This is a genomic window from Ralstonia sp. 110700041-2 (genome assembly GCF_056280165.1).
The window spans coordinates 86,659-102,214 of the sequence record NZ_JBSFAI010000002.1; the positions used below are offsets into that span (position 1 = coordinate 86,659).

The following is a 15,556-nucleotide window of genomic DNA, read 5'->3' on the forward strand; positions in this document are numbered from 1 at the left end:
CATCAAGAAAAATCCAGGCGTCGTCACGCGTCACGAAGCGTTGCCATGGCCGGGCGACGCAGCACGTCGCGCAAGCCCAACCAGCCGCCAACAAAGGCGCACGCCATGCCGCTCACGATGCCCACCGGCAGGATTGCCGGGTTGAAACGATACGGAAAATCGAACACATACGCCGACAGCACCCAGCCGATGGCGATCGCGCCCACGCCGGCCATCAGCCCAGCGAGGCCGCCAACGATCAGCACTTCTGCGTACTGCGTCTGCCGCACCACGCTGGAGCCCGCACCCAGCGCGCGCAGCACGCCGGCATCGCGCAAGCGCTCGTCGCGCGAGCCGGAGAGCGCTGCATACAACACGAGCACACCCGCCGCCAGCGTAAAGACGAAGAGGAATTCCACCGCCGCCGTCACCTGGTCCAGCACGCCCTGCACCTGCTGCAGGATCAGTTCGGTATCGACCACCGTGAGGTTCGGAAACTCGCGCACAAGCTTTGCCGGCAGATCGGCCTGCCCGGCGGGAATGCGGAACGCGGTCACGTACGTCTGCGGCATGTCGTGCAGCGCCACGGGCGGCAGGATCACGAAGAAATTCACGCGCATCGAACTCCAGTCGAGCTTGCGCAATGACGTGATGGGCGCATCCACGGTCTGCCCGGCGACGTCGAAGCGCAGCACGTCACCCAGATGGAGATTGAGCGTCTTGGCAATGCCCTCTTCCACCGAGGCCTCGGGCTTTTGTCCACTGAACCATTGGCCGGAAACGATGCGATTTTCAGGCGGCTGCGTGGTCGCGTACGACAGGTTGAATTCGCGTTCGACCAAATTGCGGGCGCGCGATTCGGCATAGGTCTGGCGGTCGATCACCTGACCATTCACCTGCGTCAGGCGCCCGCGCACCATCGGGTAGAGCGTTGGGTCCGCCACGCCGGCTTGGGCGAGGGCCTGGGCCACCGCCTGCATCTGATCGGGCTGGATATTGATGATGAACCGGTTGGGCGCATCGGCCGGGGTGGCGTTGTGCCACGAGCGGATCAGATCATTGCGCGTCATGGCAAGCAATAGCAGCGCCATCAAACCGACCGCAAGTGCCACGGTCTGCAGCACGCTCACGCCACGACGGCGCTCCAGCACGGCGAGCGCAAAGCGCCAACCCACACTGAGCGCTCGACCACGCCCCAAAGACACCGCCAGCGCGCGCAACCCGCCTGCAGCCAGCAGCGCAAAGACGACGATGGCGCCGGCAAACCCGGCAGCGGTCAGCGCGCCAAGCTTCACGTCGCGCGCAGACACGACCAGCAGCGCAAAGAACGCCGCCGCACCCAGCGCATAGCCGATCCATGCGGCAACCGCGCGCTCCGCCACATCGCGCCGGAGCACGCGCAGCGGCGCCACGCGCACAAGGCCCAGCAACGGCGGCACCGCAAAGCCGATGAGCAGCACCAGCCCCGCCGTCACGCCCACGATCGCAGGCCAGGCGGATGGCGCGGGCAATGGCACCGTGACCAGGTCGCCGAGCGACGCCAGTAATAACCAGTGCGCGCCATAACCCAGCGCCACGCCCACCGCCGAACCCATCACGCCGATCAGCAAGAACTCCAGTGCGAACGTGCCGAGAATCTGCCGTTGCTTGAGTCCAAGGCATTTGATGACGGCCACCGCATCGGTATGGCGCGCGGTGTAGCGGCGCGCGGCCATCGTAATCGCCACTGCGGCAATCATGGCCGCCAGCAAGGCGACGAGCGAGAGGAAGCGCTCGGCGCGGTCCAGCGTTTCGCGCATCTGCGGCTGGCCGTTCTGCAACGATTCAACGCGCACGCCACGCAACTGGCGCGTCTTCGCTTCGTTCTCGATCCAAGTGTGGAATGCGCCGGCAGCGGCATCCGGGCCAGCGACCAGCAAGCGGTACGTTACGCGGCTGCCGTAGGTGACGAGGCCTGTCGAGCCCAGGTCTGACATCGACAGCATCACCCGGGGGGCGAAATTCATGAAGCCCGCGCCGCGATCAAGCTCCTGGGTGATGACGTGAGCGACCTTGAAGGTGCGCTTGCCCAGGCGGATCGCATCGCCCACGCGAATGCCGAGCGCTTCGAGCAGCGGTGCGTCCACCCACACCGTGCCTGCGGCGGGAACGCCCTGGATTGGCGCGCCCACGGTATCTCGCCCGTCATCGCCCACCTTGAGGGTGCCGCGCAGCGGGTAGCCCATGTCGACGGCCTTGATGGCAGCGAGTTGCGAAGCGGGCTCGCCCGATGCGCCCTTTGTCGACGTGCTCGCCATGCTGGGGAAGGTGGCGGTATGCGTGACCCGCAGGCCGCTCGCATGCGCATGCGCCTCGATGTCGGGCGGCAGCGGCTGGTCGGACACGACAAGCACATCCGCGCCGATCAGCTGACGCGCATCACGCTCCAGGCCGGCATGCATGCGGTCGGCCAGGAAACTGACGGACGCCAGCGCGGCCACAGCCAGCACCAGGGCGACGAGCAGAAGGTTCAGTTCACCGGCGCGCCAGTCGCGGCGCAGCATGCGCACGGCTTGGGTCCAGACGGAGAAACGTGACATGGGCAGAACATGGACGAGGCGCCCGATGGCGCAAACCCCGCCATGTTCGCACGACTTCAGCGGGCGAGCGCGCGGGCCTCGTCAGCGTGCCAGGGCAGCGCCTGCTCTGCGGTCAGCAGCGAAACGTGCTCGGTCGGCCGGTAGCCGGCGAGATGGCCCAGGCCTTCGCGGAAGGCCGGCTGCCCGATGCGCTCGATGAGCTCACGCACCCAGGGCGACAGTGCGTCGTTGCGGCGCACCGCCAGGTAGTACGTTTCGCGCGTCAGCGGGACAAAGTGCAGCCCGTGGGCTTCGGCGCCAGGGCGCAGGCCGAAGCCGACGTCCGCCCGCCCTTCTTGCACGGCCACGGCGATCTTGTCGCTGGAGAATTCCTGCTCGTCGTACCCGTGGATCTGGTCGGGATACAGCCCGGCAGCCACCAGCAACTGATCGAACAGCAAACGCGTGCCCGAACTGCGCTGGCGGTTAATGAAGCGCGCCTGCGTGCGCGCCAGGTCGCCCAGCGACTGCACCCGCCCCGCCCATTCCGCCGACATCATGAGCCCCTGCTCGCGATCGGCCAGGGCGATCAGGCGCACGGCGGTCGGGCGCAGCCACTTGCGCAAGGTCTGGTGCGCGATCGAGCCCGCGCCTTGCTGCGGCGCCACATAGAAGCCGGCTACCTCGCATTGCTTTTCCTGCAGGCAGATCAGCCCTTCAACGGCGCTGCAGAACACGGTGTCGATGTGTGCGCCGTGGCTTTGCAGCGCAAACGTCTCGGCCAGCAGCTCCACGGCTGGGTCATGGCTGCCCGAGAAACGGATGCGCGCCTGCGACTGGGATGCGTCTTCCAGCTCCGAGAGGAACTGCCCCATGGCCTGATGCAGTGCCGGATCGAGCTGCTCGCGCAGGCGCATCTCGGCGCGCAGCATGCGCTCACCAAAAAGCGTGAGGGAGGCGCCCCGGCCCCGCTCCATGTCGAGCAGCGCGCGGCCAAGCATCTCCTCCCACGACCGCATCACGCCCCAGGCGTGCCGGTATGACAGCCCCACCTGTTTCGCCGCGCGGTGTAGCGACCCCGTCTCTCGCACCGCCCGCAGCAACTGGAACACCTTGCCGTTCGCACGCGGGTTGTCGTCCGGCCCCACCACCGGAAATACCTCGAACTGGAATGACATTATGTTTATGGTTTCCTATTTACTTCCGCCGTGCCCCGGGAGAACAATTCTGCTCGTTGCGGGGCGGGCATTTCGTGGTCGCTGGCTGCCCCCGACGTTGCCGCCATCATGCAGCATCCGACATAAAGCGTCCACGCCTTCGCGCTAGCCCCCACAATATGCCCCGATTGTCCAAAGCCCTTCGGCTATCTGCTCTCATCTGCCTGACGCTCGCGGTTGCCACTGCCGCATATGCTGGTGATCTCCGCATGGCTACCACCACCAGCACAGAGAATTCCGGTCTGCTGAAGGTCCTGTTGCCCAAATTTGAGGCCGCCACCGGCGTGCATGTGCAGGTGATTGCCGTTGGCACTGGCAAGGCGGTCAAGTTGGGGGAATCGGGGGATGTGGATGTGGTGCTGGTGCACGCCCGCCAACTGGAAGATGCCTTCGTCGCCTCAGGGGGTGGCATCGACCGCCGCGACGTGATGTACAACGACTTCATCCTCGTCGGCCCCGACGCGGACCCCGCTCACGTGCGCGGCCAGAAGAATGTCATTCAGGGGATGGAGACCATCGCTGCGGCGGGCGAAAAAGCCGGCGCCAAGTTCATCTCGCGCGGCGACAACTCCGGCACCGATGTCATGGAAAAGGCCTACTGGAAGACCGCCAACATCGCCCCGAATGGCAAGCCGTGGTACGTGAGCGCAGGGCTCGGAATGGGCGAAGTGCTGAACATGGCCGCGCAGATGAACGCCTACACGCTGTCCGACCGCGCGACCTACGGCGCCTACCGTGCCAAAACGGGTCTCGACATCGTGTTGGCCGGCGACCCGCGCATGTTCAACCCCTACGGCATCATCGCGGTCAACCCGAAGAGATACCCGAGCGTCAACTACACCGATGCAACCAAGCTGATCGAATGGATCACGTCACCCGCCGGTCAGCAGGTCATTGCCGACTTCAAGGTCAACGGAGAGCAGGTGTTCTTCCCGGACTACGGGAAGGCGGTCGCAACCGGAAAATAGCTTCCTGCCTGCCCCGCCGCAGGGCAGGACGACGGCGGTTCAGTTCAGGCCACCGCCGATTCCAACTGCGGATGCTGCGGCAACTCGGCCGCCACTTCGCCGATCATGCGGCGCAGCCACATCACATCGGGCGCCGCGTGGCTGCGCTCGTGCCAGAGCTGATAGAAGCGCATCTTGGGAAATGCCATGGGTGTCGGCAGGATGCGGATCGGCAAATACTGGGCGCAGTGCGCGGCGAACTGGCGGCCGGTGGTGAACACCAGATCGGTGCGCATCAGCACATATGGCACCAGCCCGAAATACGGCAGCGACACCTGGATCTGCCGCTTGAGCCCCTGCTCCGCAAGAGCCTGATCGATCATGCTGCGCTGCATGACGGCATACGGCGCAGGCGCCAGATGGGGCATCTCCACATAGTGCTTGAGCGAGATGCCCTTGCGCGCCAGCGGGTGCTGTGCGCCCAGCATGCAGACGACTTCATCGTCGAACAGCGGTGAAATGTGCAGATGTTCGGGCGGTGAAAGCCAGTTGCCGATCACCAGGTCCATGCCGCCTTGCTCCAGGGCGGCCAGGTAGTCGACCCCGGCGTTGAGCGGATGCACCACCAACTTGGCGTGCGGGGCCTGCTTGCGTAGGCGCTCGACGATGTTGGGCAGGAAAAAGGCATCAAGATAGTCCGGTGCACCCAGGTGGAACGTGCGCGTCGTGTTGCCGGGATCGAAATCCTGCGAAGGTCGGGCGATGCGCTCCATCGCCTCCAGGCTTTGCTGGGCCAGCGACAGCAAGTCATGCCCCCGCTCGGTCGGCACCATGCCGTTCTTGCCGCGCACCAGAATGGCGTCGCCGGTGATCTCGCGCAGGCGCTTGAGCGTGTTGCTGATGGCCGGCTGTGACTGGCCAAGCTTGACCGCCGTACGCGTCACGCTCTGCTCGGTGAGCAGCGTGTACAGAACGCGCAGGAGATAGGTATCGAGGTGATCTTTGCCGTGCATCTGGAGGCGGGTAACGGCTGCGCCGACCCTTCTAAAAAACGTGCTTGAGGACGCTGTCAGTGTATGTCACCTGCACGCCGCGCCGCCAGACCGCTACCGGCGGGTATACCCCGGATTTTGGCTTTCCGATGCGGGTTATCACATGGGCCAAATATTGCATTCCTGGCCCGGTGCTATGGTTCCGTTACACACACAAACAGGCGTAGAACCCCCATGGAGACTCAGCCCATCCGCTTCTTCCACCGCGGCCAGGTCCGCACCGTCACGGACGCCCCGATCACCCGGACGGTGCTTCAATACCTGCGTGAAGACGCGCACTGCACTGGCACCAAGGAAGGGTGCGCCGAGGGCGATTGCGGTGCTTGTACCGTCGTGCTCGGCGAACTGCAGGAAGACGGCAGCGTCGGACTGAAGGCCGTCAACGCATGCATCCAGTTCCTGCCTACGCTTGACGGCAAGGCGCTGTTCACCGTGGAAGACGTGCGCGGCAAGGACGGCACGCTGCACCCGGTGCAAGAGGCCATGGTGGAGTGCCACGGATCCCAGTGCGGCTTCTGCACGCCGGGCTTCGTGATGTCGCTTTACGCCCTGTACGAAAACACCGGCAGCCAGGCGCCAATCCCCTCGCGCCAGACCATCTGCGATTCGCTCACTGGCAACCTGTGCCGCTGCACCGGATACCGCCCCATCATCGACGCGGGCGAACGCATGTTCGAACTGCCCGCGCCGGCAGGCATCGATCGCACGCAACTGGCCGACACGCTGCGCAAGCTGCAGCGCAACGACACCTTCAGCTATGCGCCCGTCGGCACCGAGAATGCGCCGCGCTTCTACGCACCGCGCACCGCATCAGCTTTTGCCGCCATCAAGGCCGCGCATCCGAACATCCGCATCCTGGCCGGCAGCACCGACGTCGGCCTGTGGGTCACCAAGCAGTTCCGCGACCTGGGCGACATCCTGTACATCGGCCAGGTGGCCGACCTGTACGCACTGCAAAAGCGTGACGGCTGGATCGAGATCGGCGCTGCCGTCTCGCTGGAAAAGGCCTACGAATTCCTGGCCGCGGACTACCCGGAGCTGACCGAGCTGTGGAAGCGCTTTGCCTCGCTGCCGATCCGCAATGCCGGGACACTGGGCGGCAACGTCGCAAACGGCTCGCCGATCGGTGACTCGGCACCCGCGCTCATTGCCATCGGCACGCGCGTCGTCCTGCAGCGTGGCGAAGTCCGCCGCGAGTTGCCGCTCGAAGACCTCTACCTCGCCTACCAGAAGAACGCGATGGAAGAAGGCGAGTTCGTTGCGGGCCTGCGCATCCCCGCACGTGAGGGCCGCGATGCTCTGCGCTTCCGTACGTACAAGCTCTCGAAGCGCTTCGACGAAGACATTTCCGCCGTGTGCGCGGCGTTGGCCATCGAGCTGGACGGTGACATGGTGCGCAGCGCACGCATCGCTTACGGCGGCATGGCGGCAACGTCCAAGCGCGCGACGGAGACGGAAAACGCCATCGTTGGCCAGCCGTGGAACGAAGCGACGGTGCGTGCTGCCATGGCAGCCATGTCGCGTGACTACACCCCGCTGACCGACATGCGCGCCACCGACAACTACCGCCGCGTATCGGCTGCCAACACGGTGTACCGCTTCTGGCTGGAAACCCGCACCGATGCGCCGCTCGCGCCCCAACAGATCAATGTGCGCGCAGTCGAATTGAATACCCTCACGGCAGCCTAAGAACATGAACAAGCAAACCGAAGCCTTCCTGCTGGCGGAAGCCGATATTGCTGCGGCCATGCCTGATCAGCGCGGTGCTGTGGTGGGCATTTCGCGCCCGCACGAATCTGCGCACCTGCATGTTGCTGGCACCGCCACCTACACCGACGACATCCCCGAGCTGGCCGGCACGCTGCACGCGGCGCTCGGCATGAGCACGCAGGCGCATGCGCGCATCGTCAACATGGATCTGGAACGCGTGAAGGCTGCGCCGGGCGTCGTGGCGGTATTCACGTCAGCCGACATTCCGGGCACGAACGATTGCGGCCCGATCATCCATGACGATCCCATCCTGGCGACCGACACGGTGCACTTTATCGGCCAGCCGATGTTCATCGTGGTGGCCACGTCGCACGATGCGGCGCGCCGTGCAGCGCGTCTGGGCAATATCGAATACGAAGTGCTGCCCCCGCTGCTGACGCCTGAAGAGGCACGCGCTGCCGGCAAGTCCGTGCTGCCGCCGATGCACCTCAAGCGCGGCGAACCCGCCGAGCGCATCGCTGCCGCGCCGCACTCCGAAGCCGGCAAGATGTCATTGGGCGGCCAGGAGCAGTTCTACCTCGAAAGCCAGATCTCGTACGCGGTGCCGAAGGAAGACAACGGCATGCACGTTTGGTGCTCGACGCAGCATCCGACCGAGATGCAGCACATGGTGTCGCACATGCTGGGCTGGCACGCCAACCAGGTGCTGGTTGAATGCCGTCGCATGGGCGGCGGTTTCGGCGGGAAGGAGTCGCAATCGGGCCTGTTCGCCTGCTGCGCTTCGCTGGCGGCATGGAAACTCGCCTGCCCCGTCAAGCTGCGTCCGGACCGCGACGACGACATGATGATCACCGGCAAGCGGCATGACTTCCGCTTTGCCTACGAAGCCGGCTACGACGACGATGGGCGCATCCAGGGCGTCAAGGTCGACATGACCTCGCGCGCCGGTTTCTCGGCCGACCTGTCGGGCCCGGTGATGACGCGCGCCATCTGCCATTTCGACAACGCCTACTGGCTGCCTGAGGTGGAAATCGACGGCTTCTGCGCGCGCACCAACACGCAGTCGAACACCGCGTTCCGAGGCTTTGGCGGCCCGCAGGGCGCGTTTGCCATCGAGTACATCATGGACAACATCGCGCGCTCGGTCGGCAAGGATGCGCTCGACGTACGCCGCGCCAATCTGTACGGCAAGGACAAGAACAACGTCACGCCATACGGCCAGACGGTGGAGGACAACGTCATCCATGAACTGCTGGACGAGCTGGAAGCGACGTCCGACTACCGCGCCCGCCGAGAAGCGATTCGCGCGTTCAATGCGACCAGCCCGGTGCTCAAGCGTGGCCTTGCGCTGACGCCGGTGAAGTTCGGCATCTCGTTCAACGTGAAGCACTTCAACCAGGCCGGCGCCCTTGTGCACGTCTACAACGACGGCTCGATCCTCGTGAACCACGGCGGCACCGAAATGGGCCAGGGCCTGAACACGAAGGTCGCGCAGGTCGTAGCACACGAACTGGGCGTGTCGTTCACGCGCATCCGCGTCACGGCGACCGACACCAGCAAGGTGGCAAACACCTCCGCCACGGCGGCATCCACAGGCAGCGACCTGAACGGCAAGGCTGCACAAGACGCCGCACGCCAGATCCGCCAGCGCCTGATCGCGTTTGCGGCCGAGCATTACGAAGCGCCCATCGAGACGGTGGCGATCGTGGGCGACCATCTGGAAATCGGTACGCGCCGCGTGCCCTTCGACGAGCTGATCGGCAAGGCCTACGTTGCCCGCGTGCAGTTGTGGTCCGACGGCTTCTACGCCACGCCCAAGCTGCACTGGGATCAATCCAAGCTGAAGGGCCGCCCGTTCTACTACTACGCCTATGGCGCAGCCGTGTCGGAAGTGGTGGTCGATACGCTGACCGGCGAATGGCGCCTGCTGCGCGCCGACGTGCTGCACGACGCCGGCCGCTCGATCAACCCAGCGATCGACATCGGCCAGGTGGAAGGCGCGTTCATCCAGGGCATGGGCTGGCTCACGACCGAAGAGCTGTGGTGGAACAAGAACGGCAAGCTGATGACGCACGCGCCGTCCACCTACAAGATCCCGACGGTCAACGACTGCCCGCCGGACTTCCGCGTGAATCTGTTCAACAACGCCAACGTGGAAGACAGCATCCACCGTTCCAAGGCGCTGGGTGAGCCGCCGCTGCTGCTGCCGTTCTCGGTCTTCTTCGCCATTCGCGATGGGGTCGCCGCGGTTGGCGATGGCCGCACGAACCCGCCGCTGAATGCGCCGGCCACCAGCGAAGAAATCCTCAAGGCTGTGGATGCCATCCGCAGCGTCCCGCTGTCCGCCTGAGTTCGGAGAACAGACCATGGACCACACGCAACTGCGCCCATTCCGCTTCGCCGACGTGCTCGCCACCGTGCAAGCGGCGCAGCCGTGCGTGCTGGTCACGGTAACGGACGTGCAGGGCTCTGCTCCACGCGAACCAGGCACGCTGATGCTGGTATGCACCGACGGCTTCTTCGGCACCATCGGCGGCGGCCATCTCGAATGGCGCGCGATGGAAATCGCCCAGACGATGATGGACGCGCCCGAGGCCACCGGCGAAGCGCGCCGCCAGTTCGTGCGCATTCCGCTCGGCCCTGCGCTCGGCCAATGCTGCGGCGGCGTGGTGCGGCTGTCGCTTGAACGACTCGACACGCGTGATGTGAAGTGGATCGCGCTGGCCGACGACGCCATGCGCCAACGCCGCAGCCTGCGCCGTATCGTCTCCGCCGATCCGGCGGTCGCGGTTGAAGCGAGCGTGGGCGACGCAGCCGCAGCCGGCGTGCAACTCGACGCCAGCGGCTTCACCCAAACCGTGCTGCCGCCCGACATGTCGATCGTACTGTGCGGCGCGGGCCACGTCGGCCACGCCATCGTGCGCGCACTGGCGCATCTGCCCTGTCGCGTCACGTGGGTTGACGAGCGGGATGCGATGTTCCCGTTTCCCACGGAAGTGCCGCCGAACGTCGTCATCGAATCCACCGATACGCCGGAAGCCGTGATCGACCACGCGCCCGCGGGCAGCTACTTCCTGGTCATGACGCACAACCATGCGTTGGATCTCGCGCTGTGCGAACGCATCATGCGCCGCACGGACTTTGCCTACTTCGGCCTGATCGGTTCCAAGACGAAGCGCGCGCGTTTCGAGCACCGCATGGTCGAGCACGGCGTGAACCCGGCCCGCCTGCCGGAAATGGTGTGCCCGATTGGCGTGGCGGGCATCGTGGACAAGGCGCCGGATATCATTGCGGTATCCGTCGTCGCGCAACTGCTGCAGGTGCGAGAGCTGCAACAGCATGCGCTCACCAGCGCGAGCAGCGGCGCGGCGGTCCCTTACCGAGTCCCCACGCCTGTCTGATCATGCCGATTTCCTCCGCGCTTGCAGAACGCATCGCCACCAGCCCCAAAGCTGAACTGCACATCCACATCGAAGGCTCGCTCGAACCTGAACTGATGTTCGCGCTGGCCGAGCGCAACGGCGTGAAGCTGCCGTATGCGTCCGTGGAAGAAGTGCGAGCAGCCTACGCCTTTGACGATCTGCAATCGTTCCTCGACCTGTACTACGCCGGCGCCAGCGTGCTGCTCACCGAGCAGGATTTCTACGACATGACCGCCGCATACGTGGCACGTGCGCTGGCCGACAACGTCCACCACGCCGAAATCTTCTTCGACCCGCAGACGCACACCGCGCGCAACGTGCCCATGCATGTAGTCATTCACGGCATCGTCCGCGCCCTGGACGACGCCGAGCGCGAGCACGGTTTCTCCAGCGCGCTGATTCTCTGCTTCCTGCGGCATCTGAGTGAAGAAGACGCTTTCGACACGCTCGAAGCGGCCCTGCCCTATATCCAGGATCCAGCCAACCGCATCATCGGCGTGGGGTTGGATTCGTCAGAGCGCGGCAACCCGCCGGAGAAGTTCGCACGCGTATTCGCACGCTGCAAGGAACTCGGCCTGCGCCTGGTCGCCCACGCTGGTGAAGAAGGCCCGGCGCAATACGTGATCGACGCCCTCGACATCCTGAAGGTGGAGCGCATCGATCACGGCGTACGCGCCATCGACGATGCCGCGCTCGTCAAGCGCCTCGCGGCCGAACGCATCGCGCTGACGGTCTGCCCGCTGTCGAACGAAAAACTGAAGGTCTACACCGACCTGCGCGACCACTCGCTCAAGCAACTGCTGGACGCCGGCTGCGCTGTGACGCTGCATTCCGACGATCCGGCCTACTTTGGCGGCTACATGAACACCAACTGGCTCGCCACCTTCAATGCCCTCGACCTGTCTGCGGCCGATGCCCACGCGCTCGCACGCAACAGCTTCGAGGCGTCCTTCCTGCCCGAACAGGACAAAGCCCTGTGGCTTGCCAAGGTCGACGACCACTGGAAAGCCGCACACTAAAAATCCACGAGACGACATGACCACGATGCCTCCGACTTCCAACACCGTTCACGCTTACCGCGGCCGTGTGCTGCATTTCCTGCACGACCCGCAGTATCGCGAGCGCGATGCCTATGAGTACTGGGAAGACGGCCTGCTCGTGGTCTTGGGCGGCAAGGTGATCAAGGCCGGCGACTATGCCGCGCTGCGTGAAGACCTGCCGGCCGGCGCGCAATTGCACGACTACAGCGGCAAGCTGATCGTCCCCGGCTTCATCGACACGCATATCCACTTCCCCCAGACGGACATGATCGCGTCGCCGTCGCCGGGCCTGCTGCACTGGCTGGAAACATACACCTTCCCGGAAGAGCGCCGCTTTGAAAGCGAGCAGTACGCTGCCGGCGTCGCCTCGTTCTTCCTCGACGAACTGCTGCGCAACGGCACGACCAGCGCGATGGTGTGGAGCACCGTGCATCGCGGGTCTGCCGAGACGCTGTTCACGCAAGCCCAGCAACGCGGCATGCGCATGATCACGGGCAAGGTGATGATGGACCGCAACTGCCCGGAATACCTGCGCGACACGGCGGAATCCGGCGCGCGCGACACGGCTGACCTGATCTCGCGCTGGCACGGCAAGGACCGCCTGGCTTACGCCATCACGCCGCGATTCGCGCCCACGTCGAGCGAAGCCCAGCTGCAGGCCTGCGCCGAACTCGCCAAGCAATACAAGGACGTCTTCATCCAGACGCACGTCGCCGAGAACCCCGACGAAGTGAAATGGGTGGCTGACCTGTTCCCAGACGCGCGCAGCTATCTGGACGTCTACGACCGCTACGGCCTGCTGCGCAAAGGCGCCTTTTACGGCCACGCCATCTGGCTGGACGACGGTGACCGCCAGCGCATAGCCGAATCCGGCGCAGCCGTCGCGCACTGCCCCACCTCCAACCTGTTCCTGGGCAGCGGCCTGTACAACTTCCACAAGAACGACGCACACCGCCTGGCACTCACGCTGGCGACCGACGTGGGCGGCGGCAGCTCGTTCTCGATGCTCCGCACGATGGGCACGGCGCATAAGGTCGCGCGCATGGGCGGTTATCACCTGACTGCGCTGCGGATGTTCTACCTGGCCACGCGCGGCGCCGCTGAGGCTCTGGGCTGGGAAGACCGCATCGGCAGCTTCGTGCCGGGCGCGGAAGCCGACTTCATCGTGCTGGACCCGGCAGCCACGCCGCTGCTGGCCCGCCGCAATGCGCGCTCGGAAACGCTGGAGGAACTGCTGTTCTCATTGGCGCTGCTGGGCGAGGATCGCGCCGTGGCTGCCACATACATCCAGGGCGAGCCCGCCAAATTCGCGGTTGGCGCCAACGCCTGATCCATTTATAATCCTCGCTTCTATTGGGGAGTAGCCGCCTGGGGTCGATACCCCGGGGGCCACGTCAACAGACTTGACCGCCGTCGCAACGACAGGTGGTTATGGCGTGGTCAGCCGCACTCAGGGTGCCACCCCGGCACCCGGTGACGCGCCTGGCGAGACCGATGACAACCCACTGCGGACAGGGCCGGCAGTGGCGCGTCATTGGTTCGCATACGGCCCGGACACCACAACAACATGGAAGCCTTTCTCGTCTCCACCGGCATCGTCGCGCTCGCTGAAATCGGCGACAAGACGCAATTGCTGTCGATCCTGCTGGCCGCGCGTTTTCGCAAGCCGGTGCCGATCATTCTCGGCATCTTCATCTCCACCCTCGTCAACCACGCACTGGCCGGCGCTGTCGGTGGCTGGATCACGCATGTGCTCGGCGAAAACGTGCTGCGCTGGATCCTAGGCGTGGGCTTTATCGCCATGGCCGGGTGGATGCTGATTCCGGACAAGCTCGACGACGACGAAGCGCCCTCCACCGCGCAGCGCGGCCTGGGCATCCTGGGGACCACCATCGTTGCGTTCTTCTTTGCCGAGATGGGCGACAAGACGCAGATTGCGACCGTTGCACTGGCGGCGCGCTTTCACGACGTGTTCTCTGTCGTCGCGGGCACGACCGTCGGCATGCTGCTCGCCAACGTGCCAGCAGTACTGATGGGCAACAAGTTCGCTGCGCGCATGCCGATCACGCTGGTGCATCGGATTGCGGCGCTGATCTTCCTGGTGCTGGGCGTACTGGCGTTGCTGGGCGTCGGGAAATAAGTCGTCCACTCCGAGGCTCTGGGGGCTGCCCTGCCGGCGCCCCTTGCGGCCGGTGAGGCAGCGGCGAATCAAGCCCAGCCACGGACACATCGCCGCAGACGCTTCAGGCGAAAAAAAACGGGGCCGCAGCCCCGTTCAACCCTCACCGGTCATGCCACCCGCTAGGGAACGAATGGCATGCTCCGATAAACCGTTCTGTTGTTGCTCAGCGTGCGCCTCAGTTCGTCTTGGCGCCGCCTTCGAACCACTTGGCGATGATCGTGCGCTCGTCGTCGGTGATTTGCGTCACGTTGCCCAACGGCATCAGCTTCTGCTGGACGACCTGCTGGTAGACGAGCTGTGCATGCTTGCCCAGTTCTTCCGGCGTATCGAGCAACACGCCCTTAGCCGGTGAAGGCATCAGGGTAGGATGCGCCGAGTGACATTGGTAGCACCGTGCGGTAACGACTGCCTGTACTTTGGCGAAGTCCGAACCGCCACCGGCGGCCGCTGGAGCCGCAGCACCGCCTTCTGCCGCTGTTGCGGGCGCCGTTGCTGCCGCGGTTTCCGCTGCCGGAGCTACCGAACGCGACACCGGAGCGAGCCACACGGCCACACCCAGCAGCACAGCCACGCCAGCTGCCGGATAGCCCCAGTTCACGACGCCCTTGTGCTTCAGGATGAAGAACTGACGGATCAGCACGCCGGCCAGCATGATCAGCACGAGCACAACCCAGTTGTAGTTGGCGGCGTACGTCATGCTGTAGTGGTTCGACAGCATCGCGAACAGCACCGGCAGCGTGAAATACGTGTTGTGCACGCTGCGCTGCTTGCCGCGCTTGCCGTGGATTGGGTCCGGCTTTTCGCCAGCCTTGAGCGAGGCGACCACCTTGCGTTGCCCCGGGATGATCCAGAAGAACACGTTGGCGCTCATGATCGTTGCGATCATCGCGCCGATCAGCAGGAATGCTGCGCGGCCCGAGAACAGGTGGCACGCTGCAAACGCCGCGATCACCACGTAGATCGCCACGAGAATGCCGACCACGCGGTCGTTCTTGCCGAACACGCGACAGATCGTGTCGTATACGAGCCAGCCGACCACCAGGAAGCCCAGCGCCAGCAGCACCGCCGTCGTCGCGGTCATGTCGAACACGCTGCGATCGATCATGTAGACGTTGGCGTTGAACAGGTACACCACCGTCAGCAGGGCGAAGCCCGACATCCAGGTCGAATACGACTCCCAGTAGAACCAGTGCAGATGATCGGGCAGCTGCTTCGGCGCCAGCAGGTACTTCTGCGGGTTGTAGAACCCGCCGCCGTGCACGGCCCACAGCTCGCCGTCGACGCCCTTGTCCTTCAGGTCCGGCGCGGTCGGCTTGGTCAGGCTGTTATCGAGCCAGACGAAGTAGAACGACGACCCGATCCACGCGATCGCGACGATCACGTGCAACCAACGCAAGAGCAAGTTGGCCCAGTCGAGGATATAGCCTTCCATGATGACTCCCTCCCCTG

At 64.9% G+C, this 15,556-nt stretch carries 11 protein-coding genes; 7 read left to right on the forward strand and 4 right to left on the reverse strand.

Features of this window, described 5'->3' with window-relative positions; genetic code table 11:
• Positions 1–23 precede the first annotated feature (23 nt).
• Together ACUXH0_RS02950 and ACUXH0_RS02955 are read right to left on the reverse strand one after the other, a co-directional pair.
• Positions 24–2,558 carry an ABC transporter permease gene (locus tag ACUXH0_RS02950; RefSeq protein WP_182593799.1) on the reverse strand — a complete coding sequence of 845 codons (2,535 nt, stop codon included), beginning with the start codon at positions 2,556–2,558 and terminating at the stop codon, positions 24–26.
• Between the two features lie 56 nt (positions 2,559–2,614).
• Positions 2,615–3,715 (reverse strand): substrate-binding domain-containing protein, encoded by a 1,101-nt coding sequence (locus ACUXH0_RS02955; RefSeq protein ID WP_182593798.1) that lies wholly within the window; start codon positions 3,713–3,715, stop codon positions 2,615–2,617.
• A 158-nt stretch (positions 3,716–3,873) separates the two neighbouring features.
• On the opposite strand from ACUXH0_RS02955, the gene ACUXH0_RS02960 reads away from it, so the two are divergent.
• Entirely contained in the window at positions 3,874–4,722 is an 849-nt protein-coding gene (locus ACUXH0_RS02960; protein ID WP_037044162.1) for an ABC transporter substrate-binding protein, read from the forward strand.
• A 44-nt stretch (positions 4,723–4,766) separates the two neighbouring features.
• Here the strand turns inward: ACUXH0_RS02960 and ACUXH0_RS02965 are convergent, their stop codons facing one another.
• The gene (locus ACUXH0_RS02965) at positions 4,767–5,714 is read right to left on the reverse strand and encodes a LysR substrate-binding domain-containing protein (protein WP_004630872.1); all 948 of its coding nucleotides are present in this window, start codon (positions 5,712–5,714) and stop codon (positions 4,767–4,769) included.
• A 213-nt stretch (positions 5,715–5,927) separates the two neighbouring features.
• Here ACUXH0_RS02965 and xdhA point away from each other — a divergent pair, with 213 nt between their 5' ends.
• From xdhA to ACUXH0_RS02995, 6 genes are all read left to right on the forward strand, one after another.
• Complete coding sequence (gene xdhA, locus ACUXH0_RS02970; protein ID WP_182593797.1) at positions 5,928–7,442, forward strand: xanthine dehydrogenase small subunit; 1,515 nt, start codon at positions 5,928–5,930, stop codon at positions 7,440–7,442.
• 4 nt (positions 7,443–7,446) lie between these two features.
• Positions 7,447–9,813 carry a xanthine dehydrogenase molybdopterin binding subunit gene (gene xdhB, locus ACUXH0_RS02975; RefSeq protein ID WP_182593796.1) on the forward strand — a complete coding sequence of 789 codons (2,367 nt, stop codon included), beginning with the start codon at positions 7,447–7,449 and terminating at the stop codon, positions 9,811–9,813.
• A gap of 16 nt (positions 9,814–9,829) precedes the next feature.
• Positions 9,830–10,864, forward strand: coding sequence for a xanthine dehydrogenase accessory protein XdhC (gene xdhC / locus ACUXH0_RS02980; RefSeq protein ID WP_012436084.1), 1,035 nt, complete (start codon positions 9,830–9,832; stop codon positions 10,862–10,864).
• A 2-nt stretch (positions 10,865–10,866) separates the two neighbouring features.
• A complete protein-coding gene (locus ACUXH0_RS02985; RefSeq protein ID WP_182593795.1) occupies positions 10,867–11,904 on the forward strand; it encodes an adenosine deaminase in 1,038 nt (345 codons plus the stop codon).
• Between the two features lie 16 nt (positions 11,905–11,920).
• The gene (gene guaD / locus ACUXH0_RS02990) at positions 11,921–13,255 is read left to right on the forward strand and encodes a guanine deaminase (protein ID WP_024972467.1); all 1,335 of its coding nucleotides are present in this window, start codon (positions 11,921–11,923) and stop codon (positions 13,253–13,255) included.
• Between the two features lie 237 nt (positions 13,256–13,492).
• The gene (locus ACUXH0_RS02995; protein ID WP_004630885.1) at positions 13,493–14,065 is read left to right on the forward strand and encodes a TMEM165/GDT1 family protein; all 573 of its coding nucleotides are present in this window, start codon (positions 13,493–13,495) and stop codon (positions 14,063–14,065) included.
• A gap of 217 nt (positions 14,066–14,282) precedes the next feature.
• Here the strand turns inward: ACUXH0_RS02995 and ACUXH0_RS03000 are convergent, their stop codons facing one another.
• On the reverse strand, positions 14,283–15,539 hold the full coding sequence (locus tag ACUXH0_RS03000) for a urate hydroxylase PuuD (RefSeq protein ID WP_012436091.1): 1,257 nt from the start codon (positions 15,537–15,539) through the stop codon (positions 14,283–14,285).
• Positions 15,540–15,556 lie beyond the last annotated feature (17 nt).

Coding starts and splice junctions, on each gene's coding strand:
- ACUXH0_RS02950 (WP_182593799.1), bottom strand. CDS start 2,558: ATGTCACGTTTCTCCGTCTGGACCCAAGCCGTGCGCATGCTGCGCCGC.
- ACUXH0_RS02955 (WP_182593798.1), bottom strand. CDS start 3,715: ATGTCATTCCAGTTCGAGGTATTTCCGGTGGTGGGGCCGGACGACAAC.
- ACUXH0_RS02960 (WP_037044162.1), top strand. CDS start 3,874: ATGCCCCGATTGTCCAAAGCCCTTCGGCTATCTGCTCTCATCTGCCTG.
- ACUXH0_RS02965 (WP_004630872.1), bottom strand. CDS start 5,714: ATGCACGGCAAAGATCACCTCGATACCTATCTCCTGCGCGTTCTGTAC.
- xdhA (WP_182593797.1), top strand. CDS start 5,928: ATGGAGACTCAGCCCATCCGCTTCTTCCACCGCGGCCAGGTCCGCACC.
- xdhB (WP_182593796.1), top strand. CDS start 7,447: ATGAACAAGCAAACCGAAGCCTTCCTGCTGGCGGAAGCCGATATTGCT.
- xdhC (WP_012436084.1), top strand. CDS start 9,830: ATGGACCACACGCAACTGCGCCCATTCCGCTTCGCCGACGTGCTCGCC.
- ACUXH0_RS02985 (WP_182593795.1), top strand. CDS start 10,867: ATGCCGATTTCCTCCGCGCTTGCAGAACGCATCGCCACCAGCCCCAAA.
- guaD (WP_024972467.1), top strand. CDS start 11,921: ATGACCACGATGCCTCCGACTTCCAACACCGTTCACGCTTACCGCGGC.
- ACUXH0_RS02995 (WP_004630885.1), top strand. CDS start 13,493: ATGGAAGCCTTTCTCGTCTCCACCGGCATCGTCGCGCTCGCTGAAATC.
- ACUXH0_RS03000 (WP_012436091.1), bottom strand. CDS start 15,539: ATGGAAGGCTATATCCTCGACTGGGCCAACTTGCTCTTGCGTTGGTTG.